The following is a 21,809-nucleotide window of genomic DNA, read 5'->3' on the forward strand; positions in this document are numbered from 1 at the left end:
GTGATGCTATTGATGATTCACATTCGATAGATCTAAGGCACCTCTTATGGCTCGTAACGAACACAACCGCTTTTACTACGCGCAAAACGATGCGTTGCGGGATGTGTTTCTGCTCAAAGCCTCGATGACCGATTTCTCCTACGGTATGCACGCGCATGATGAGTATTCGTTTGGCGTTACCTTAAGCGGTCGCCAAGATTTTTACTCGCTGGGTGAGCAGCACCACAGCTACCCCGGGAATTTGATCCTATTCAACCCTGGCGACGCCCACGATGGCTCCTCAGGGGATGGCTCTGTCCTTAACTACACCATGCTGTACGTAAATCCAACACAGGTCGATTCTGTTTTGGAGGCGTTCGATCTAGCCCAAGGGATGTTTCGGATTAAGAGTCCTGTGCTTGAAGATCCCACACTCAAGCAGTGGGTGTTACGACTCTGCGCCATCACCGAGAACGCGGATGCGACCGCCAGCGAATATGAGTCCACGTTATTCGATATGCTGGCGTATCTGATGTCGATCCAACGTGTGCGAACAAAAGAGATCGCCTTTAAACAAGACCGAGTCATTGAGCGGGCCATCGAGTATCTGCAAGACAACATCCATGAAGAGGTCAATCTGGATCGCTTATCGAGTGTTGTGTGTTTATCTAAATTCCATTTTCTGCGGCGCTTTAAGGCCTACACAGGCATGACGCCGCATCAGTATTGGTTAAACAGCCGCGTTAATCGAGCGCGCCAAGCTCTACAATCCGGCATGTCGCTGACCGATGTGGTTCACAACTTAGGGTTTAATGACCTTAGCCATTTTAATCGCCGCTTTAAGCCGGTGTTTGGGATGACGCCTCACCAGTATCAGCGCCTTTTGATACGTTAACCAAAAACCTAACCTTTACTTTTTATTCTGGAAACAGAAGGGGATTTTATGCTCGAAATTTTGGTGTTTGCGTTTGGTGTTATGTACACCCCAGGGCCAGTTAACGGCCTTGCGTTAATGACGGGTATGACGGAAACGCTAAGATCAGCCCTGCTCTTTTGTGTTGGCGTTGGTGCGGCCATGGCACTGTTATTCTTAGTGGTGGGCGCTTTGGGCGGCCAGGTTATTCCCCCATGGATGCAACAAGGGATTGGTCTTGTGGGTGGTGTTTATATTGCGTATCTGGCGTTTGGCTTATTCAAAGCCAGTGGCGAAACAAAGGCGACCAAGGTTCAGTTGGGTTTTAAAACAGGCTTTATCATGCAGATCACAAACCCGAAATCCATGATAGCGGTCTTGCCGATTGTCGGTGTTTTGTTTCCTAAGGTTGGCCTAGCCGGGTGGCAGGTGGTCGCGCCTTCTCTTATTTTGGGAGTGATGGCCTTTGGGGCACCACTCGTGTATCTGATGGCTGGCTGGTGGATGGGCAAACGAATCCGACCTTCGGTGCTTGTATGGATCAACCGGTTGATGGCGGTACTTTTAGGATACCTTGCTGCTCAGTTCATTGTTTCAAGTGTGATGTCGTTTTAGGACTTACCCTCTTCGCGAGCTTAACGAGATACGTGACGTTATGGAGCTCTGATCACTCTATTGTTATTGATAATGAGAATAGGTTACAATTGTTATGATATAACATATGGAGGTTTTATGAAAAAAGGCATTCATCCCGATTATGGCTACGTTATTTTTCGAGACACCAGTTGCGGGCGGGACTTTCGAATCCGCACTACCGCGACCAGCGACCAAACCGTTGTGTGGGACGATGGGCAAGCCTATCCCCTCATCACATTGGATGTATCCAGCGCATCGCATCCGTTTTATACCGGTGAAAAACAACAGGCCCGTGCCGAAGGACGTATCGCACAGTTCAACAAACGCTTTGGCAAACGTGCTCAAGGATAAGTAGGAGAGAAGTATGAACGTGGTTAGCTCATTAAAGAGTGCTAAAAAGCGCCATCCTGATTGTCAGGTTGTGAAGCGTCGCGGGCGGTTTTACGTGATTTGTAAATCCAACCCGCGATTTAAAGCGCGCCAAGGAACGGTAAAGAAGAAGCGTTAAGCACGCTGTTTTCGCTGCTTCCTTTGTAGACTGATGACCCCTTCTGCCACAAGCAGCATCACGGCCAACCAGATAGCGATGTAGGTTGGCCACTCCCCTGGCTCTAGAGTGTCGCCGAGCAGCCAAGCTGCCAGCATTAAGAAAACCGGCTCAACATAGATCAAAAGCCCAAACAGAGTTAGGTTTAAATGCGGTGAAGATAGGGACTGCAGCCCCAATGCGGCCGCGCTGATCGCCCCAAGCACGTTTAGGATAACGCCAAGGGACGTGTTCGGTGAATAATCCTAACGTTAAGTGGTTTAGAACGATTGTGGCGTTGGATCGGGTTAAGACGACGCAACAGGTGCCGCTGAATGGTCTGGATTTTTGATTCCTTATATCGGAATGCATTCTGATTTTATTGAAAGCGATAACGAATCTCATTAACATTATGGCCTTGTCTGAACGCTGCGTGTGATGGTGCTAACATCATTCGTTCTAAGGGGCCAAGTGTGCTGGAAGTATCAGAAATGACGGTGTCCTATGGGCATCGTACCGTGTTATCCCATGTCTCGTGTCAATTTCCGGATAAGGCCATCACCGCTTTAATTGGACCTAATGGATGCGGTAAGTCCACCTTGCTTAAAGCGATGTTGGGACTGATACCTCGTCAATCCGGTACGACAACCTATCAAGGTGAGCCGCTAGATCAGCTCAGTCGAAAACAGATCGCCTCGCGGATTGCTTATTTACCCCAGGAAAGCCACAGCCCCGACTACATGTTGCTGGGGGATCTAATCGAAATGGCCAGCTACACGCGTCAATCGATGTTCAGCGGCCCAAGTGCGGATGACCGACGTTTATTTCACAAGGCGTTAGAGACGGTGGGCTTACAAAACGAGGCCAATCGTCGCCTTAGTACTCTTTCGGGTGGCCAAAAACAGCGGGCGTGGATCGCTTTGGTGTTGGCTCAGGATGCAGAGTGCATCCTAATGGACGAGCCGGTTAATCATCTTGACGTGCATTTCCAGTATTCCATTTTGGCGCTCTTAAAAAGGTTAAGCACCCAAGGGAAGATGATTGTCACGGTTTTGCACGATTTAAATCTTGCCGCCTCCTTTGCGGACCATGTCTTACTCCTGAAAGAGGGCGTCTTAGTTCACAGCGGTGATACTCATCAGGTATTAACGCCGAGCACAATCCAAGCGGTGTTTGATGTCGAGGCCGATGTCTTTTATCGAGATGATCGCCTTGTTTGCCTGCCTAAACATCAGGTCGCCTTTTGATGGGCCGCACTGCGTTTTGGGTAGGCAATGGTGTTTTACTGGTGATCTTGTCAATGGTCAGTCTGAGTGTGGGCGCAGTTTGGATTTCCCCTCAAGAGGTCATCAAGGCCTTGGTGTCATTTGACCCCATACAATACCACCATACTTTGATTCAGTATCAGCGCATGCCTCGGGTACTGATTGCCCTTTATTGTGGGGCGGTGATGGCAGTCTCAGGTGTCATTCTGCAAGGGCTTACACGAAACCCCTTGGCCTCGCCCTCGACATTGGGGATCAACGCAGGTGCGATGACCGCCACCTTGCTGTGTGTGTTTTACAGTGATTTCGGGCTGGTGGCACAAGGTGTTTTTGCCATATTGGGCGGTTGCTTGGCCTTTTTTGCTGCATCTTTGATGGCCAAATCCATTTCCGGTACCAAAGAGGTGTTAGGCGTCTCATTGGTGCTCTCTGGGGTGTTAATCTCAATGCTGTTGGCCGGTATCGCCAATGCGATTTTGTTATCGGACCCAACACGCCGAACGGATTTCTTAAATTGGGCGGTGGGCAATATCAGCCATGTGTATGTAGAGCGTTTGTCGGCTTTCTATCCCATTGGCCTTGTATCTATCGTTGCTCTAATGGCCTTAGCAAGGCCGCTTTCTTTGCTGCTGTTGGGGCATGAAAAAGCAGCCTCAATGGGTGTTTCGACATCTTGGTTAACCCGCATTGCTTTCATCGCGGTGGTATTAGGGGCCAGCTCCGCGGTGGCCGTCAGTGGCCCCATTGCGTTTATCGGGTTGATGGTCCCGCATATAGTCCGGCCGGTCGTTGGGGCGAAGTTTACAAGAACTTTGCCCGCGTGTGCCTTAGTGGGCGCAGTGCTGTGCGTGTTGGCGGATCTAATCGCAAGGACGATCATCGCCCCTTATCTTTTGAATACAGGGCTGGTGATGGATCTTGTGGGGGGCGTGTTCTTTGTTTGGGTGGTGCGACACTACTATCTAAGCCGCAGTATCAAACGAGATCGCAGCGCATGATGGGGGTTGAATATTCCACCAGTGGACGTCGATTGTGGCGTGTAGGCGGGCTGTTACTCCCCGTATCAGCGATCATTCTAGGCGTAGTTTTGCTGGTTTTGATCATGGGTTTAGCAGGCCTTTCTTTACTGTTAGGCACCACGGAAATCCCTTTAGCATCATTTTGGAATGGGGCGTTAACCAACGCTCAGGCATTTGCCCTTTGGGATGTTCGGCTTCCTCGTCTGTTGCTTGGGGCATTGGCGGGTTGGAACTTGGCCATGACCGGTGTGATGCTGCAAGCCTTATCCAGAAATCCGATTGCAGAACCTGGCCTGCTGGGGCTTAGCCAAGGGGCGATGCTCACCATTTTGGTGACTTTAATTGTGATGCCGCACATCAACTTGGTGTGGTTGCCATTGGTGGCCATTTTAGGTGGCAGTGCGGTGGCGTTCCTCTTGATTGGTTTAGTGGGGCGCTCTACCCAGACAGGTCTCGAAATCTTACTGATGGGCATCGCCGTCGACACCGTACTGTCTTCATTAAATGGGGTTTTGCTCCTATATACCCCGCCTGAAACCTCCTACAGCGTATCGGCTTGGTTGAGTGGCTCTTTGTTTCAAGCCAGTTGGGACAGCGTGTCCTCTTTATTGCCTTGGTTGTTGATCAGTGTGCCCGCTGTTATCTGGGTTGGCCGCGCGTTAAGTCGTTACGAGCTAGGGGAGGATATGGCCGCCGCTTTAGGTGAGCCTACCCGGGTGACTCGTCCGATGATATTGGTGTTGGCGGTAACGATGAGTTCGGTGGCGGTGTCCGCCGTTGGGCCTGTGACCTTTTTGGGCATATTAGCCCCGCACTTGGTGAGCTGGTTATGCCCATTAAGTGGTCGTATTCGGTTGTGGTTAGCGGGCTTGATGGGGGCTTTGCTCGTGATTGCTGCCGATTTGTTCACACGGCTAATGTCTGCCAACACACCTGTCCCATTGGGTCTCAGTTTGATTGTGATTGGGGTACCTATGTTTATTGTCATGATGCGGGTGCGATCCTTTGGGTCTCGCTCAAGGTAAGGAGAACACATGAAACGACAGTGTTTAGCGGTCTTGATCGGTTTAATGACGGCTCACTCTGCGTTGGCCGAGCGGACCTTAACGGACTCGACGGGGCGTTCGGTCAGTGTGCCTGACCATCCGGCTCGGGTGGTGGTTCTACACGAGCCTTTGTTGGGCGTACCGTTAACGGACCTTGGATTAGCGCCCATCGGTAGCTATGGCCGAACGGATCAGGGTGAGTCCCTAATGTCGGTGGATTTCTATCACGAGATTTTTGGCCAAGCGGGCCCTAAACCTCACGGGGTTGGTGCGCTGGGTAACTTAGATATAGAGAAATTAAATGCCCTAGAGCCGGACCTCATCATTGGCACCGAATACGACGCAGATAAAGCCGCACGACTTTCGAGCATTGCGCCTGTTTATTTGCAAAACAGCAGTACTGGACGGGTGTCTGGCGTATCCCCCGAGAAGGACTTAGCACATGTGGTTAATCGGACAGATCAGTACGAAGAGCGTTTAGCCCATTACCAACATCGCTTGAGCGAGGTTAAAGCGAAGCTGCCCAAATATGACCAGCCACCAACGTATTTAGGTTTATTCTTGACCGATCAAGTCAATGCCATCGGTGAAATGTCAGGGGCGGTGCAAGCGATGGAAAATCTAGGCTTTAAACGCCTAGCGTATCAGGACAAAAATGAACGCTCCGGTTTGGGGTCGACCTTCATTGTGCCGATCAGCTCCGAAATTATCGGTCAGCTTAACCCCGATCTATTGATTTTACTCAATAGCTACAACGAAGCGGATCGCTCTCCTAGCAAGACACAAGCGTCTATGGATCGGATTCTGCCTGGGTGGAAGCAGTTTCTCGTCCCGGCACGTGAGGGGCGCATCCTGTATTTGGATTCTGGTAAAGTGACGACACCATCCATTGCCAGTGCCGAGCATGCCCTTGATCAAATAGAAGCATGGCTTGATCAATCAAAACTGTGATGGATAAAAAAAGGCTCTTCGCGAAAGCGACAGAGCCTTTGGATCGGAAGGGAAGTGATCGATTAAAACTGGTATTTAACCCCTAAACCCGCTTGGCGAGGCTCGAGCATGTTGGCCACAATACCGCCCACGGCGCGGTCATCATAAAGATAGGTTTCTGCTCGCTCATCGAACAGGTTGTTGATGTATAGATAAAACTCAAGGTCATCCGTTGGGGTATAGGCTAGGCGGGTATTGGCAACACGATAGCTGTCTACCTCGTAGGCGGCTTCGTTTTTATCGGTTGAGTAGTAACCATCCATATAGCGGACTTCACCCGACCAACGCCATTGCGGAGCCACACGCCAATCGGCGCCTAAACTCATCATCACACCCGGTGCTTTACCAAACTCGTTGCCTTCATACGACTCGCCCCCTTCGCTGGTAAAGGAGCCAATGTTGGTGTGCAATAAGCCCAATGAGCTGCGCAATAAAAGGGCTTGTGTGGCTTGGTAGTCGGCAGTTACTTCAAGTCCATACGCCGTTGCTTCCTCGGCATTCACAACGATGCTGCCGTACTGAACGCCGTTTAAATAGTTGGGCAGCAAACGTTGAGAGTCTTTGTAATCACTGTAAAAGAGGTTTGCTGAAAGGCCTAAGCGTTCGTTTAAAAGGCGTGTGCGGGCAAAGAGCTCGTAGTTAGTGACGCGCTCCTCATCAAAGGTGATGAAGTCTTGGCTGACAAAGCTTAAGTTCACACCGCCTGGGTTGTAGCCGGTGCTGATTAAGCCACCGACGGTAGTGTGTTCCGACACGTCATACGCCAGCGACACGCGTGGCAGCCATGCGGTAAAGGTCTCATCAAAAGAGAGAGGGCCGCTCGCGTAGCTTGAGGTACCGCTGCGTTTTACATGATCTTGTTGGTAACGCAGTCCACCGGTTAAGAGCCAACGATCAGTCAGTTGGTAATTTACTTCAGTAAATAGGCCTGTTTGACGTTTCTCATCATCAAACTGAGACACGCCCCGCATGTACAGTGTGTCTTCGGACGTGGTTTTAGCCACATAAAGCCCTGCAACGCCTTTGAGTACGCCATCTTCGGTACCGAAATTGATGCGCGTTTCATTGGAGACGTTTTCCTGCTCGATCAAGGCTTGGCCGCTATTGAAGGGCTCGCTAACGCGATCCACATGCAAATCGGTGTACTGCAGCTGGTTGTGGACGGTGGTTTGATCATTGATCTCATAGCGGGTATCCGCTACCCACGTATCGGCGTCCATAACCCAGTTGGGCATAGAGCTTGTCGCGTTCTCCAAATCTTTATAAGGCTGAGATGCAGACTCCCATGTTGGGGCTTGGTTACTGATGTGGTTATAGGTCAGCTTACCTTCAAACTCTGGCACAGAGGAGGGCAGCCAGAGCAGTTTGATGCGCGCATTTTTATTTTCAAAGTCCTGATCGGTGTCACCTTTGGCAAAGTCAGATCGAGTGTATTTGATGAAGGTGTCTTTGCTGTTGTAATCCAAAGCGATGCGTGCCGCGACATCCTCATTCAACGGGCCCGATAACATCAGCGAGGCACGACGGCGCTGATCCGTACCGACTTCCAATTGAGCCGCACCTTCACGGGTAAAGTTTGGGTCGTTGGTGTTAACAATAATGGCGCCTGCGATGCTGTTCGCACCTTGCGATGACGTTTGCGGCCCACGAAAGACTTCGATGTTGTTCAAATCCCAAATCGAGGCAGAGCTGTAGACAAACTCATAGAAGCTTAAATAGTGCCCATCTTGGTTGATGGCGGCACGCGGCACTGTCCCGCCAAAGAAGGCCAAAGAGCCAAAATTGGGCCCTTGTGTGTCCTGCCCACGAATGATCGGTGCGCCAGTGGTGTCGGTGTAAAACACGTTGGGGAAATCTTTTATTGCATCGGACACCGAGCATGCTTGAGATTGATCATCCAACTGCTGTCTCGTAACAACGCCTACCGCTGAAGCGGTGTCCTGCATAGTACGGTCCATTTTCTCGCCAGTTACCATTAATACAGGTAACTGGGATACCTCAGATGAGGGGGAGTCATCCGCCTGAGCGATTGCTGCTGCCAAAAGGCAAGGGGTAAAGAGTGCGGCGTTCCAAGAACGTCTGGAAAAAGTAGCCATTGGGTTTACCTGATACAACTCACAAATCAAAGGAAAGTTAAAAAACCATTCCATAATACAAAATGCATTCTAAAAAACAATAAATCTAAATAAAAATTGTTATCATTTATTGTTTGATAAATGAGCCTATGTACCTTGTGGGCGTGAACAGCAAGGTATGTGCGTTCGATTTGAATCTGTGGCACTCTTTGCCACCGTTGATGTGATGGGAGACAGTTGGGTGGAAAAACAATCGGGTTTGGTTCAGTCCGTATCGGTATCGATGCGTTTTTTAAACGTCCTTAATGAATCGGATTGTCCACTGCCGCTTGGCGAGATTGCAAAACGTGCCGAGGCGGGTGCCTCGATGGCGCATCGCTACCTTCAGTCGTTAGTCAAAGAGGGGATGGTGGCGCAAGATGCCGCTACGGGGTTTTACGACCTAGGCCCTCAAGCGATTGCTTTAGGTGTGTCAGCCATTCGTCGTATCAATCCTATTGAGGTCGCATCGCAGCAGATGAAACTCTTGGCGCAAACCGCTCAGGCGGGGTGCGGTATTGCGATTTGGACAGAACGGGGGCCGGCTTTAATTCGATGGTATAAAAGTGCTTATTTTTCGATCAATCCGCTCTCGCTCGGTGAAATACTGCCCCTAGACAACACCGCCTGTGGATTGATGTTTCAAGCTTATATGCACCCATCGGCGATTAAAGTGGCACGTGATTATCAACCGGCGCACTTTCGAGGCGAGCCGCCACAGCAAGAGCAGCTTGAGCAGATCCGTGAGACGCAATTTTTGGCATTGCGCAGTCACCTTATCCCTGAAATTACCGGTCAAGCGGCCCCTGTTTTTGATGCGCAGGGGGAGGTCGCCTGCCTTGTGACCACGGTTGATCATCTGGGGCAGCAACCTGATGTCAGCGTACCTTTGAAAGAGGTGGCCAGGACTATCGCGCAACTCACAGGTACAGAGCGCTTTCGGCATTAACTCTAGGATTCGGTTAAATGCCCCATAAAGGTGGTGTGCTGATAATGGCGGCGTAGTAATCCCGCATCGGCCAGCATCGGCATCAATTGGGTGAGCGCTAAGCCCACAGACCCCCAAGACCCGCCAGGTGTGCAGATAAAACCATCAATGGCCTCTTGGGTGTGCCAGTCCTGAATGGCTTTGAAAGCATCCTCCACCGTACCAATCACTTGCCAATGGGCCGATCCAATCACCTCGGGGCGCTGTAATAGCGCTTCAAGACCGAGCCCTTCGCGTTTGATCAATCGTGTAACAAGGTCTGCATGGGTTTGGCTTCTGACTTTACCGCGGTGGGCTGGCAAGTCACGCTCCGTGATTGGCTTATCTAATGGCCAGTCAGTTAGGGACAGCCCTGTGCACTCTTCGACAAAACCAATTCGACGCTGTTGATCCACCCGGCTATGCGTTTCCAGATACAAGGCTTTCGCCTCATCCTTTGTGTCGGCAAGATATAAGCTGAGCCCTGGCAATACTCGGACATCATTAGGGTTGCGTCCAAGGCCCTTCGCGCGGGAGCGCAAGTCGAATCGTAAATCCTTGGCGGCCGATAAGTCTGGAGTGGCGGCAAAAACCGCATGAGCGACAGAAGCCGCAAACTGTCGGCCAATATCGGAAGCGCCTGCTTGGATTAAAGGAATCTCAGCGGGGTAAGCGGGCGTATTCAATGGCCCATCAATTGCGTAAAAGTCGCCTTTATGATCAATCGGGTGAATGCAAGATGGGTCGGCGAATACGCCGGCGTCTCGGTCGCGTTTAAGGGCATCACTTGGAAAGCTAGCCCAAAGGGCTTGCACTACCTCGGTAAATTCTTTGGCGCGTTGATAGCGCTGCGATGAAGAGGGCATCTGATCCAGCCCAAAATTATGCTGCCCCCCAAGTGCCGTTACAATATTCCAACCAATGCGACCTTGAGTTAACCAGTTCATGGTCTGTAGCTGCCGAGCCAACAAATAGGGATTACCAAAGGTGGTGGACGCCGTGGTCAATAGTCCAATATGAGATGTCGACTGGCTTAGCGCCGCCAATAATAAGGTGGGATCTAACCCCGCAAAGCCACCGCCTTTTTGTACAGCGGTTTGGTCTAAAAAAAGCGTATCGGGCAAAAAGAGAAAATCCAGATGCGCAGCTTCCGCTTTTGCGGCAACAGTTTGGTAAAAGGGTACAGAGAACTGCTCATCAATCCGGCTATCCTTTCGACGCCAAGCTTCACCGCTTAGCCAAGTGGGGGCAAGTGACATTCCAATATGAAGAGGCTGACTCATGATGATCCCTATGCTGGTGTATCAATTAGTAGATGATAGCAATTCTCATTTTTATTTGGAAAGAGGGGATTGAGTTGATGTGTGTTTCATTCGCAACGAATTTGGAGGTTCCTGCACTAAAACCAAACCAATACCCATACTTTTGCTCATTTTTCAGCACGTTTAAAGACGGTTTGACCAAAAGGTCAGCTTTATTTAGGTACGCCATTTGCAAGGCTTGCTCATACTCAATCGGGAGGGCAGCAACATGGCAGTGCATGATTATCCACTCAGTGAAGTGCCACAATCGGATCGAAAAGGATTGTTATCCACCTCGATCGTTCTACTAGGTTTTACCTTTTTCACCGCCACCATGTGGGCCGGCGGTACCAGCCACCCGGCAACCGAATCGCAAGTAGCGGCCCTGAAAGACACCCCATACGATACTGGGTTAGATTTGGAGTTATTGTCCGAGATTGCTGATTACTTTCGCGATGTGCGTAAGAAGTACCATCAGTTTGAGAGTGAGTTTACCCGCGAAGATGTCTCGGTTCAGATCAACCAAGTGCCAGGCGGCATGATGTCCAACTTAGCGAATCAGCTAAAAGAGCAAAACGCGCTGGATAAAATCCGCGATGTGTTTGATGAGATCCCGCGTGTTCGTGCGGATTTGGGCTTCCCTCCACTGGTGACACCAACGTCTCAAATTGTGGGCACGCAAGCGGTCTATAACATTTTTCCGGTCAGCGGTATAAAACGATCACCAACGAAGTGAAGCGTTACCTGCAAGGTGGGTACGGCAAACCACCGGCCGAGGTGGATAAAGAGCTGCAAAAGAAAGCCATCGGCAGCGAGCTTGTAGAAGAGGGGCGTCCTGCAGATCAACTCGTACCCGAATTAGCCAAGCTGCGCAGCGAGATCGGAGACCTTGCTCAATCGGAAGAGGACGTTTTGACCTTTGCCATGTTCCCAGATTTGGGGCGTGAGTATTTGAAACAACGTCAAGAAGGCACCTTGCAGCCAGAAGCGCTGTTACCACAAGAACAAGCCGGCAAAACACAGGCACAAGCGGGCGTTGCGACTGAATTTAAAATCGATGTACACGGCGAAACGTACGAAGTAGCCATCACCGGTGTGGGCGATTCGGATTCAGGTCATCGCAAACTGTACTTGTCATTGGATGGTATGCCTGAGGAAGTGTTATTCCAGCCATTGAACAGCTATGTCGCAGAGACCAAAAGCGGCCGCAAAAAAGCGACTGAACCAGGTCACGTGAGTGCGACCATGCCGGGTAACATTGTCGATGTGCTGGTGGCTGTTGGTGATCAGGTTAAAGCCGGGCAAGGAGTGTTAGTAACGGAGGCCATGAAGATGGAAACCGAAGTGCACGCTAACATCGCAGGCGAAGTGAAAGCCGTGTATGTTGAAAAGGGCGATCGTGTGACCCCAGGTGAAGTCCTGATTGAAATTGCATAAGTCAATTTCACTGGTCGGCTAAGGCCACTCTTGGTATCTTAGCCGCACTATAAAAGGGTGCGACTTTGGTCGTACCCAACGAGAACGAGAAACGTAAGAACTTGGAGTGGTAATGGATCAGATCATCCGTGGTGTGTTGGAATTTAAGAAAAACATCTATCCTGAGCGTAAAGACTTGTTTGGCACTTTGGCAACCGGTCAAAATCCAGACGTTCTGTTCGTCACCTGTTCAGACTCCCGAATCGACCCTAACTTGTTAACGGGCTCCCACCCTGGGGATCTGTTTATCTGCCGTAACGCCGGTAATATTATCCCGCCGCACAGCAATGAAACCGGTGGTATGACCGCATCCATTGAGTATGCGGTTGCCGTGCTGGGTGTTCGTCACATCATCGTTTGTGGCCACACCGATTGCGGTGCAGTTAAAGGCGCACTGGATGTTGATGGTCTTAAAGGCTTACCGCACGTACAAGAGTGGTTGGGTCACTGCCGTTCAGCTATGGAAATCGTACGCGAGCGTCACGATATCCCGGCCGATTGCCCGGTGGGTGGCGAGCACCTAAACGAAGCGATCGAAGAAAACGTACTTCAGCAAGTGCAGCATTTGAAAACGCACCCGGTCGTCGCGGCAAAAATGGCGACCCACAAAGTGGAAATTCACGGTTGGGTGTACAACATCAAGTCCGGAACCATCCGCTGCTGCAGCCAGCACGATACGTCGTTCCGCGATTTTGGTGAGCACTATGATGAGATCATCAAAAAAGTGGAAGCGTAATCCGGTTCAGTGACACAGAACTCCAAACCGTCCAAAGCCTACTTCCGAAACGGGCCTGATCATCGTCAGGCAAAGGAGGTAGGCTTTGTTGATATCCGAAAGCGATTTGATTTTCGCGCCATCAGCATTGGTAAATGGGTCACCCAGCAAGAACAACACGTAGCCGCCGCGCATTTTTATGATGCCTTGTGCGATTTGATGTTGATTCTGAATGGCCCTGAAACCTTAATCTCGTTGCGTGGCTCATTAGCGCTGCAATATGGCAAAGGCGGACGACCTGGCGTTGCGGCCCATTACAGCCCATCGGAGCGCAGTTTTGCATTAGCAAAAAACGCAGGCCCTGGCAGCATTGCACATGAATGGTTTCATGCGTTGGACCATTATTTAGGCCCGCGTGTCTTTGCCGATGCGCCCAGTCACCTGTTTGCGTCCAAAGCCTGGTTGATGGATGCAACCCCTGTGGCGCACCCGCTGAATGATCTCTACCTTGCCTGCTTAAAAGCGGTCATCCTTGATGATGAAGGGGATGGCCCAAGTGAGATGTTTGAAGCGTCGGCCAACATGGATCAATCGCTTGGTCAGTTGTATTACAGCCTGCCAGAGGAACTGTGCGCCCGTGCCTTTGAAGCCTTTGTACAGGATGCGGCCGTCACTAATCACTTTTTGGTGAAAGGCACCAAACAATCCCCCGAGGCTAAAGCCGGTCTCTATCCGCAAGGCGATCAACGCGAGCGCTGCAACGTAGCTTTTCAAGCCTATTTTGGGGCGTTAGGCCGTGCGCTCATGCGCGAAAATCAATGAGCGTTACGTTTTGTTAATAAGGTAAAGATCATTTAATTTGCTTCATATTTGGATCAAAAGCCTTACATTAGAGTCATAACTTAACGTTACGATTCTACGAGGTAGCAGTACTTAATGGCTTTACCCTTGGTGTTAGCAGGGCCGATTCTTAGGCGAGTCACCGCTGATCAGGCGATCCTCTGGCTTGTAACCTCTAAGGCGTGCGAGTGGCAGGTTGAGCTCTCCTCCGGTGAGGGGGAGATTGCACTCAGTGAACTGGATGTGCAGTCTATTGAGCTATCGCCATCGGTGTATCAAACTCTTTTGATCGCAAAGCCAAGTTCCAAGTTGCCTTTTGATCAGTGGATTAACTACTCGATCTCGCTGACACCCTCTGATGAGTCCAAGACCTACGCGGTAACTGATCTTGTTGAAGGGCTGTGCTACGAAGAGCGCTCGACGCCAGGGTTTGTGCTAAAGCGCAAAATGCACTCCTTGCTGCATGGCTCTTGTCGAAAACCGCATCTGATGCCAGCCGAATCCGTCGAAAAAAACGACAGTGGCGATGGTTTGGTGCGTGCCGATGCCTTCTTGCAATCCTTACTGAAGGACCACACCGAAGCGCAGATTGGCGAACAAGCTGAATGGCCATCGCTCTTATTGATGACGGGCGATCAGGTCTACGCCGACGATGTTGCAGGCCCAATGTTGAGCGCGATCCATCAGGTGATTGACCGACTGGATTTTACCCCAGAGCCGTTAGACGGTACCGAACTTAATGATTCGCGCGAGTTGTGCTATACCCATCCCTATTACTACAAGCGCGACGAGGTTCTACCGAAAACCGAGTTGGCCGGAAAACTTCGAAAGCAGTTTTTTTCAGGGGCTAAAAAGTCGGTTTTTACGTCGAGTAACGCCAAAAACCATCTGATCACGTTATCCGAAATGGTCACCATGTATTTGATGGTGTGGTCGCCTGCTTTATGGGCCTCGGTGAATTGGTCGTGCCCGGCTTGCATCGAGGATACCGAGCAACGCGAGCGTTTCGAGAAAGAGGTGGTGCCCCTTAAGGGGTTTGTAGAGTCACTCTCGAGCGTGCAGCGTGTGCTTGCACATCTGCCTACCGCGATGATCTTTGATGATCACGATGTCACCGACGATTGGAACCTAACCGCGGCCTGGGAAAAGGCCGCCTATGAGCACCCATTGTCGCGTCGAGTCATTGGTAATGCGTTATTGGCGTATTTTGTGTTTCAAGGCTTTGGTAATGCGCCCGAAAAATTCCCGGAAAAGTTAGTCAACGATGTCCGGTCGGCGTTTAAAGCGCCCGGCAGTCAAGTGCATGATCAAGTGTTAACGGATCTCTTTGCTTTTAATCAATGGCATTACGAGTGGGACACCCAGCCCATTTTGATTGTGCTCGATACACGTACCCACCGCTGGCGCTCGGAAAGCAGCATCAATAAACCCTCAGGTTTGATGGATTGGGAGGCGCTGACCGATTTACAGCATACTTTGTTGGACCATAAAGCGGTGGTGATGGTCTCTCCGGCGCCCGTCTTTGGTGTTAAGTTGATCGAAAATATTCAGCGTGTGTTTACCTGGTTTGGCCACCCGCTGCTGGTGGATGCCGAAAACTGGATGGCGCATAAAGGGGCGGCACATGCTTTGATGAATCTGTTTCGTCATCCACGGACACCGCATAATTTTGTGATTTTATCGGGCGATGTGCATTACTCGTTTGTTTACGACATTGAGCTACGTGGGCAAAAAAACAGCCCCAATATTTGGCAGATTACCAGCAGCGGGATTCGCAACGAGTTTCCGCCTAAGTTGCTGGATGTGTTCGACCGTTTGAACCGATGGCTGTATGCACCGTCATCCCCTTTGAACTGGTTTACTAAGCGACGTCGCATGAAGATCACCCCAAGGCGGCCTGAGAATACGGCCAAAGGGGAGCGACTTTTGAATGCGGCTGGCATTGGTTGGGTGATGCTGGATGATTATGGTGCGCCCAATCGCGTTCGACAACTGTGTGCCAACCAAGCGGATGTGGATTTTGAGTTAGAAGAAGGTCAGCCCCGCTGGGAGTAAAGCCAATACCTTTTGATGGCATTCTTGTACACTAGCGCTTTAACTTATTCATGTTTTGGGGCCCCTTGTGACCACTGATGCTTTTACCACGCTGCCGCTTCGCCAAGAACTGATCGACAACCTAGCCTCATTAGGGTTTGCGACCATGACACCGATTCAACATGCGGCGCTTCCTGCGGTCTTGGATGGCCAAGATGTCTTGGCCAAAGCCCAAACTGGGTCTGGTAAAACCGCTGCGTTTGGCTTGGGGCTGTTGCATTCGTTGGTGTTGGAGCAGCGCGACGTTCAGGCCTTGGTGTTGTGTCCCACGCGTGAGTTGGCCGACCAAGTGGCTGAGTCTTTAAGAAGCTTTGGGCGTCAAATGGCGAACCTACGGGTGCTGACGCTGTGTGGCGGCGTACCGATTAAAGGGCAATTGGTGTCCTTAGAGGTGGCCCCTCACATTGTGGTCGGTACACCAGGGCGCATTGTGGATCACCTTGAGCGAGGCACACTGAATGTATCGACGTGCCGTCACTGGGTCTTAGATGAGGCAGACCGTATGTTGGATATGGGCTTTGAAGAGCCCATCGAGCGCATCCAAGCGGCGCTTGAGTCACCCACGCTTCAAACTTTACTCTTTAGCGCGACCTACCCCGATAACATCCAATCTTTGGCGCAACGTGTCCTAAAAGAGCCGGTTACGGTATCGGTTGAGAGTGAAAGTGCGCACCAAAACATAGAGCAACGCGTCTATAAAGTAGAGTCGGATGACGCACGCTTTGATCTGATCGATCAGCTTTTGCGCCAACAACAGCCGACCTCTGCGATGGTGTTTTGTAACACCAAGCGAGATGTCGATGAGGTCTACCATGCCCTTAATCGAAAAGGGTATCGAGTCAAACCCTTGCACGGCGACCTGGATCAAAACGCACGCGATAACACCTTAGCGATCTTCGCGAACGGCTCTGCCAACGTGTTGGTGGCTACCGATGTCGCTGCCCGCGGTTTGGACATCGCCTCGGTGGATTTGGTGATTAATGCCTACATCGCTTTTGAGCCAGAGGTGCACGTACACCGTGTGGGCCGTACGGGCCGAGCGGGGGAGAGCGGTCTTGCTTGTACCTTGTTTGATGCCAAGGAGCAGCACCGTTTAGATCGCCTTAACGAGTACTTGCCAGAACCCTTGATCGAAAAGCCCTTGCCGAAACCGAGCAAATCCCCAATCCCACTGCCGCTCTTTTCGACGTTGGAGTTAGGGTCTGGGAAGAAAGATAAGATTCGCCCAGGTGACATCGTTGGGGCGTTAACCTCCAGTCAGGTTATGAGTGCGGACGACATCGGTAAAATCAGCGTGAAAGCCAAGCGCTCTTTGGTTGCGATCAAAACCGAATACTTACATCAAGCGCAGGGCATTTTAGAGAAGGATGGGATTAAAAAGCGCCGCGTCAAAGTGCGTAAGCTCAGTTAAATTTCTGACAAATCAAACGTTTATTTAACGGATGATAAGTTCCTTCGCTGTGGTGACAATTTGATCTTTTGGTCAATAAATTGTTAGAGTACTAAGTAAATCTTCGGGCATTACATGCTCGGGTTTCAGTAACACCACAGCGGAGAAGCGTCTTTTAATGGATGATCAATCTCAAAAAAACACCTCGCCAGAAAGCGACTTAATGACGCCGGACGGTCTCGTAAACCCCATCGATACTGACTATCAAGTAGGACAAGACAACGTTGTTCTGCAAGTCGGTCCATTTGGTCTGGACATTCACAACCGAGTTTTTTTGATTTCCGGACTGACCATTGTAGCGTTTGTTTTGATAACGCTATTGTTCCAAGACAGCGTTGCCCCTGTATTTGGCGACATTCGCAGTTGGTTAACAACTAACCTTGATTGGTTCTTCTTGCTTGCGGGTAACGTGTTTGTCCTGCTGTGCTTATTCCTGATCGTATCTCCTCTGGGTAAAGTGCGTATCGGTGGTACCGAAGCTAAGCCGGATTACGGTTACTTGGGTTGGTTCTCTATGCTGTTTGCAGCCGGCATGGGTATCGGTCTGATGTTCTACGGGGTATCAGAGCCTCTATCGCATTTCGGAACCTCCTTAGGTGGCACCTCTTTAGAGAATGGCGTGCGAACCGACTGGGCGCCTTTGGGCGGTGCTGCGGGTGACCCTGCTGCTGCCGAGCGTTTAGGCATGGCCGCAACCATCTTCCACTGGGGTCTACACCCATGGGCGATCTATGCTGTGTTGGCGTTAGGTTTGGCGCTGTTCTCGTTCAATAAAGGACTGCCGCTGACCATGCGCTCCGTGTTTTACCCTATCTTGGGTGAGCGTGTGTGGGGCTGGCCTGGTCACATCATCGACATTCTAGCGGTGTTCGCGACCTTGTTTGGTTTGGCAACATCGTTGGGTTTGGGTGCGGCTCAAGCCGGTGCGGGCCTTAACTACCTATTCGGTGTGCCTACTGGTGAAACCACTCAAGTTGTATTGGTTGTTTTCATTACCGCAATTGCGCTGGTATCGGTGTTAGCGGGTCTGGATGCCGGTGTAAAACGCCTGTCCGAGATCAACATGACCCTAGCGGCGCTTCTGCTGTTGTTCGTGATCATTGTTGGGCCGACGCTTGCCATCCTTACCGGCTTTGCCAGCAACATGGTGGCTTACCTGCAAAACTTGCCTGCGCTTTCGATGCCCTTTGCTCGTGAAGATGCCAACTTTGCTTCTGGCTGGACGGCGTTCTACTGGGCGTGGTGGATCTCTTGGTCGCCATTTGTGGGTATGTTCATTGCGCGTGTATCTCGCGGTCGTACAGTACGTGAATTCATGGTGTCGGTGTTGCTTATCCCATCAGCAGCGTGTGTTTTGTGGATGACCGCATTTGGTGGTACCGCCATCAGCCAAGTCGTAAATGATGGTTACACTGCCGTTCAGGAAGCCGACTTGCCGATCCAACTCTTTACTATGCTAGATGCCTTGCCTTTGGCGCAGATCACCTCGTTCATTGCCATTATTTTGGTGGTGGTGTTCTTTGTGACCTCGTCTGACTCGGGTTCTTTGGTCATCGATGCGATTGCCGCAGGCGGTAAAGTGGATTCGCCAAAACCACAGCGTGTGTTCTGGTGTACGTTTGAAGGCTTGGTGGCTATTGCCCTGATTCTGGGTGGTGGCTTAGTTGCACTGCAAGCGATGGCCGTTTCAACCGGTTTACCGTTCACCATTGTATTGCTGGTAGCGTGTATCGCTGTGATTCAAGGTTTGCGTTCGGAGCCACGTGGCTAAGCCCTGATGGCTGGTCAGAAAAACCGAAGGCTTGCCTTCGGTTTTTTTATGCCTAACACTGTGCGCTATTGATCAACAAAAAGGGATAAACCTGTGGAAATAGAACAACTGGAAGTACTGACGTTTCTGCAAGAGCACGTTCCCTTTCGTTGGTTACCGGAAGATGAACTGACCCAGCTGGCCAAAGCGGTCGATGTGGCTTACTTTCGGGCCGATACCGACATTGTCAAACTGGGTGAAGAGCACAGCGATCTTTATGTGATCCGAAGTGGCAGTGTCGAGATCTTTCGTCGGAATGGGGATCTCTACAACCGTTTGGGTGTGGGGGGCATTTTTGGCCAACAAAGCTTACTGACGCATTCACCGAGCCGATTCCCAGCGAGAGCTTTGGAAGACACCCTAATCTACCTAATCCCCAAGCCTGTCTTTATTCGCTTATTTGAGTATTACGACCGTTTTTCGGACTTTGTTGAAATCCATAACCACAAGCGCCTAAACCAAGCCGTTAATCGCCATCAGGATGCGAACGAGCTGATGACCTCTTCGGTGAGTAAGTTGATTACGCGCCCGCCGGTCAGGATCGAGGCTCAGCAAAGTGTCCAAACCTTAGCGATTACCATGACCGAAGAGACGGTCTCCTCCATGCTGGTGGTCGAATCGATGGCAGAAGGCGAGGAGGCCTCGGTTGTTGGCATCGTGACCGATCGAGATCTACGCACTCGGGTGGTGGCCGAGGGGCTGCCGTTGGATACACCGATTCGCGAGATCATGAGTGACGATTTGATCACCATTGAAGCCAGTCACTTTGTGTTTGAAGCGATGCTGACCATGTTGAAGAACAACGTGCACCACTTGCCCGTGTTATCGGGTGGCAAACCGATTGGTGTGATAGGTATCTCGGACATCATCCGTTATGAGTCGCACAACAGCTTGTTTGTGGTCAGCAGTATCTTTGATGCGCCTTCCATCAGCGCGATGGCGCAATTAAAATCCGATATGCAAGCAAGCTTTGTGCGGATGGTCAACGAGGATGCAAATTCGCACATGATTGGCAGTGCGATGTCTGTCATTGGCCGAAGCGTAAAACAGCGCCTCCTAGAGATGGCCGAAGAGTCGCTTGGCCCACCGCCTGTGCCTTATTGTTTTTTGGCGTTAGGCTCGATGGCGCGGGATGAGCAGCTGATTGTCACGGATCAGGACAACGCCCTGATATTAAGCGATGACTATGACGAGAAGCTTCACGGCGACTACTTTTTGCAGCTGTCCCGATTTGTCAGCGATGGCTTGGCCGAATGCGGCTACAAATACTGCAAAGGCAACATCATGGCGACCAACCAGCGTTGGCGTCAGCCGCTGTCGGTATGGCGGGATTACTTTACCCAATGGATTGACTCGCCGACCCCCGAAACCTTGCTTAATAGCTCCATCTTTTTTGATCTTGAAGGGGTGGCGGGCGAGGTGCGCTATGCCGATGAGCTGCGCCACCTGATTGCGAATAAAGCCCGCCAAAGCCCGCATTTTTTGGCCTGCTTAACCCGAAATGCGCTGCAGCGCACACCGCCTTTGGGATTCTTTAAAGATTTTGTACTCGAAACCGATGGTGAGCATCGCAACACCATCAACCTTAAACGCCGAGGTACCGCCCCTTTAAGTGACCTGATCCGGGTGCACGCACTGGCGATCGGTTCGATGGCTCTCAATTCGTTTGAGCGCTTAGATGACATCATTGCCGCGAACATTCTTCCAGAAGGGCGAGGGCCGGACTTGAAAGACGCCTTGGAGTTTATCTCGATGGTTCGGATTCAGCATCAAGCCAAAGCGATCGAGAAGGGCAAAAAGCCGGATAACAACATTAAACCCAGCAAAATCAGCCCCTTTGAGCGCCGGAACTTGAAAGATGCTTTCCAGATTTTAGCTGGGGCTCAGAAATTCTTACCCATTAAGTACCCGCCAGGACGCCGTTTTTAAGTCATGAGATCGCCCTTACTCAAACCGATCGCGGATCAGCCATTGGATTGGCCAAGCCTGTTCGAACAAAAAGGCTTCCAAGCCAATTTTCCGGGCCAGTTAGCGCAGTTTTATCAGGCGGGTTGCCCAGAAGCCGATACGCCGCTTGATCAGGTCGAATTTTTGGCCATGGACTTTGAAACCACGGGGCTGGATGTCGAAAGGGACAGCATACTCAGTATCGGGGTTGTGCCGTTTACGCTTGGGCGCATTCGTTACAGTCAAAGCCAGCATTGGCTGATACAGCCGCACCGAGATCTCAAAGATGAAACGGTGGTGATTCATGGTATTACCCACACCGATGTCAGCGATGCCGACCCGTTGCGCGCGGTGTTTTCGGAGTTGCTGCCCATGATGCAAGGGCGGGTGATGGTGGTGCACTATAAGAACATAGAGCGCTCTTTTCTGAACCGAGCTTCGCTTAAGCTGTTCGATCAAGAGTGCCTTTTTCCGTTAGTGGATACGATGGCCATTGAGAAACGTCTGTGCCGACAGTCTCTCCCATCTAAACTAAAAGCCTTGTTAAGAATGTCACCAGATTCGGTGCGTTTGGCCAACTCGCGGGAGCGCTATCACCTGCCGGCGTATCCAGCGCACCACGCGTTAACGGATGCACTGGCGACGGCCGAGCTGTTGGTTGCCCAACTCAGTCATTTAGAAGCGAACAACCTGCCCATCAGCCAAGTGTGGGAATAACACT

The 21,809-nt window shown here is 51.0% G+C and carries 19 protein-coding genes and 1 pseudogene; 17 read left to right on the forward strand and 3 right to left on the reverse strand.

The window, feature by feature from the left end:
• Positions 1 to 46: 46 nt before the first annotated feature.
• From ACXAF9_RS13110 to ykgO, 4 genes are all read left to right on the forward strand, one after another.
• Entirely contained in the window at positions 47 to 874 is an 828-nt protein-coding gene (locus tag ACXAF9_RS13110; RefSeq protein WP_475074952.1) for a helix-turn-helix domain-containing protein, read from the forward strand.
• A 48-nt stretch (positions 875 to 922) separates the two neighbouring features.
• Positions 923 to 1,507 (forward strand): LysE family translocator, encoded by a 585-nt coding sequence (locus tag ACXAF9_RS13115; protein ID WP_475074954.1) that lies wholly within the window; start codon positions 923 to 925, stop codon positions 1,505 to 1,507.
• Between the two features lie 117 nt (positions 1,508 to 1,624).
• Entirely contained in the window at positions 1,625 to 1,879 is a 255-nt protein-coding gene (locus tag ACXAF9_RS13120) for a type B 50S ribosomal protein L31 (protein WP_475074956.1), read from the forward strand.
• 13 nt (positions 1,880 to 1,892) lie between these two features.
• Complete coding sequence (gene ykgO, locus ACXAF9_RS13125; RefSeq protein WP_475074958.1) at positions 1,893 to 2,036, forward strand: type B 50S ribosomal protein L36; 144 nt, start codon at positions 1,893 to 1,895, stop codon at positions 2,034 to 2,036.
• Here ykgO and ACXAF9_RS13130 read toward each other — a convergent pair.
• Entirely contained in the window at positions 2,033 to 2,281 is a 249-nt protein-coding gene (locus ACXAF9_RS13130) for a hypothetical protein (RefSeq protein ID WP_475074960.1), read from the reverse strand. The genes ykgO and ACXAF9_RS13130 overlap by 4 nt on opposite strands.
• A gap of 246 nt (positions 2,282 to 2,527) precedes the next feature.
• Here ACXAF9_RS13130 and ACXAF9_RS13135 point away from each other — a divergent pair, with 246 nt between their 5' ends.
• Genes ACXAF9_RS13135 through ACXAF9_RS13150 form a run of 4 tightly spaced genes read left to right on the forward strand, consistent with a single transcriptional unit; the run spans position 2,528 to position 6,335 of the window.
• On the forward strand, positions 2,528 to 3,301 hold the full coding sequence (locus ACXAF9_RS13135) for an ABC transporter ATP-binding protein (protein WP_475074963.1): 774 nt from the start codon (positions 2,528 to 2,530) through the stop codon (positions 3,299 to 3,301).
• Positions 3,301 to 4,317: a FecCD family ABC transporter permease gene (locus ACXAF9_RS13140; protein ID WP_475074965.1), complete on the forward strand. Its 1,017-nt coding sequence runs from the start codon at positions 3,301 to 3,303 to the stop codon at positions 4,315 to 4,317. Before ACXAF9_RS13135 ends, ACXAF9_RS13140 begins: the two co-directional genes overlap by 1 nt.
• Positions 4,314 to 5,363, forward strand: a complete 1,050-nt coding sequence (locus ACXAF9_RS13145; RefSeq protein WP_475074969.1) for a FecCD family ABC transporter permease — start codon at positions 4,314 to 4,316, stop codon at positions 5,361 to 5,363. Before ACXAF9_RS13140 ends, ACXAF9_RS13145 begins: the two co-directional genes overlap by 4 nt.
• Before the next feature lie 9 nt (positions 5,364 to 5,372).
• The gene (locus tag ACXAF9_RS13150) at positions 5,373 to 6,335 is read left to right on the forward strand and encodes an ABC transporter substrate-binding protein (protein WP_475074971.1); all 963 of its coding nucleotides are present in this window, start codon (positions 5,373 to 5,375) and stop codon (positions 6,333 to 6,335) included.
• A 62-nt stretch (positions 6,336 to 6,397) separates the two neighbouring features.
• Here ACXAF9_RS13150 and ACXAF9_RS13155 read toward each other — a convergent pair whose 3' ends face one another.
• Positions 6,398 to 8,470, reverse strand: coding sequence for a TonB-dependent receptor (locus ACXAF9_RS13155; protein WP_475074974.1), 2,073 nt, complete (start codon positions 8,468 to 8,470; stop codon positions 6,398 to 6,400).
• A 157-nt stretch (positions 8,471 to 8,627) separates the two neighbouring features.
• Here ACXAF9_RS13155 and ACXAF9_RS13160 point away from each other — a divergent pair, with 157 nt between their 5' ends.
• Positions 8,628 to 9,437: an IclR family transcriptional regulator gene (locus tag ACXAF9_RS13160; RefSeq protein WP_475074978.1), complete on the forward strand. Its 810-nt coding sequence runs from the start codon at positions 8,628 to 8,630 to the stop codon at positions 9,435 to 9,437.
• Between the two features lie 2 nt (positions 9,438 to 9,439).
• Here ACXAF9_RS13160 and ACXAF9_RS13165 read toward each other — a convergent pair whose 3' ends face one another.
• A complete protein-coding gene (locus ACXAF9_RS13165) occupies positions 9,440 to 10,738 on the reverse strand; it encodes an NtaA/DmoA family FMN-dependent monooxygenase (RefSeq protein WP_475074982.1) in 1,299 nt (432 codons plus the stop codon).
• 247 nt (positions 10,739 to 10,985) lie between these two features.
• On the opposite strand from ACXAF9_RS13165, the pseudogene ACXAF9_RS13170 reads away from it, so the two are divergent.
• From ACXAF9_RS13170 to ACXAF9_RS13205, 8 genes and pseudogenes are all read left to right on the forward strand, one after another.
• Positions 10,986 to 12,193 (forward strand): annotated as a pseudogene (locus ACXAF9_RS13170) (pyruvate carboxylase subunit B).
• Positions 12,194 to 12,305: 112 nt separating this feature from the next.
• A complete protein-coding gene (locus ACXAF9_RS13175; RefSeq protein WP_475074986.1) occupies positions 12,306 to 12,968 on the forward strand; it encodes a carbonic anhydrase in 663 nt (220 codons plus the stop codon).
• Positions 12,969 to 12,977: 9 nt separating this feature from the next.
• Entirely contained in the window at positions 12,978 to 13,769 is a 792-nt protein-coding gene (locus ACXAF9_RS13180) for a CLCA_X family protein (protein ID WP_475074989.1), read from the forward strand.
• Positions 13,770 to 13,883: 114 nt separating this feature from the next.
• The gene (locus ACXAF9_RS13185; RefSeq protein WP_475074992.1) at positions 13,884 to 15,842 is read left to right on the forward strand and encodes an alkaline phosphatase D family protein; all 1,959 of its coding nucleotides are present in this window, start codon (positions 13,884 to 13,886) and stop codon (positions 15,840 to 15,842) included.
• 67 nt (positions 15,843 to 15,909) lie between these two features.
• Complete coding sequence (gene dbpA / locus ACXAF9_RS13190; RefSeq protein ID WP_475074997.1) at positions 15,910 to 17,292, forward strand: ATP-dependent RNA helicase DbpA; 1,383 nt, start codon at positions 15,910 to 15,912, stop codon at positions 17,290 to 17,292.
• 157 nt (positions 17,293 to 17,449) lie between these two features.
• Positions 17,450 to 19,102, forward strand: a complete 1,653-nt coding sequence (locus ACXAF9_RS13195; RefSeq protein WP_475074999.1) for a BCCT family transporter — start codon at positions 17,450 to 17,452, stop codon at positions 19,100 to 19,102.
• Positions 19,103 to 19,195: 93 nt separating this feature from the next.
• Complete coding sequence (locus tag ACXAF9_RS13200; RefSeq protein WP_475075001.1) at positions 19,196 to 21,070, forward strand: DUF294 nucleotidyltransferase-like domain-containing protein; 1,875 nt, start codon at positions 19,196 to 19,198, stop codon at positions 21,068 to 21,070.
• Between the two features lie 3 nt (positions 21,071 to 21,073).
• Positions 21,074 to 21,805, forward strand: coding sequence for a 3'-5' exonuclease (locus tag ACXAF9_RS13205; RefSeq protein ID WP_475075002.1), 732 nt, complete (start codon positions 21,074 to 21,076; stop codon positions 21,803 to 21,805).
• The last annotated feature ends 4 nt before the right edge of the window (positions 21,806 to 21,809 follow it).

The sequence above is a fragment of the Neptunomonas sp. ABH4_499 genome, assembly GCF_056160565.1.

Coding starts and splice junctions, on each gene's coding strand:
- ACXAF9_RS13140 (WP_475074965.1), top strand. CDS start 3,301: ATGGGCCGCACTGCGTTTTGGGTAGGCAATGGTGTTTTACTGGTGATC.
- ykgO (WP_475074958.1), top strand. CDS start 1,893: ATGAACGTGGTTAGCTCATTAAAGAGTGCTAAAAAGCGCCATCCTGAT.
- ACXAF9_RS13150 (WP_475074971.1), top strand. CDS start 5,373: ATGAAACGACAGTGTTTAGCGGTCTTGATCGGTTTAATGACGGCTCAC.
- ACXAF9_RS13115 (WP_475074954.1), top strand. CDS start 923: ATGCTCGAAATTTTGGTGTTTGCGTTTGGTGTTATGTACACCCCAGGG.
- ACXAF9_RS13195 (WP_475074999.1), top strand. CDS start 17,450: ATGGATGATCAATCTCAAAAAAACACCTCGCCAGAAAGCGACTTAATG.
- ACXAF9_RS13120 (WP_475074956.1), top strand. CDS start 1,625: ATGAAAAAAGGCATTCATCCCGATTATGGCTACGTTATTTTTCGAGAC.
- ACXAF9_RS13155 (WP_475074974.1), bottom strand. CDS start 8,470: ATGGCTACTTTTTCCAGACGTTCTTGGAACGCCGCACTCTTTACCCCT.
- ACXAF9_RS13110 (WP_475074952.1), top strand. CDS start 47: ATGGCTCGTAACGAACACAACCGCTTTTACTACGCGCAAAACGATGCG.
- ACXAF9_RS13160 (WP_475074978.1), top strand. CDS start 8,628: ATGTGCGTTCGATTTGAATCTGTGGCACTCTTTGCCACCGTTGATGTG.
- ACXAF9_RS13145 (WP_475074969.1), top strand. CDS start 4,314: ATGATGGGGGTTGAATATTCCACCAGTGGACGTCGATTGTGGCGTGTA.
- ACXAF9_RS13205 (WP_475075002.1), top strand. CDS start 21,074: ATGAGATCGCCCTTACTCAAACCGATCGCGGATCAGCCATTGGATTGG.
- ACXAF9_RS13165 (WP_475074982.1), bottom strand. CDS start 10,738: ATGAGTCAGCCTCTTCATATTGGAATGTCACTTGCCCCCACTTGGCTA.
- ACXAF9_RS13185 (WP_475074992.1), top strand. CDS start 13,884: ATGGCTTTACCCTTGGTGTTAGCAGGGCCGATTCTTAGGCGAGTCACC.
- ACXAF9_RS13175 (WP_475074986.1), top strand. CDS start 12,306: ATGGATCAGATCATCCGTGGTGTGTTGGAATTTAAGAAAAACATCTAT.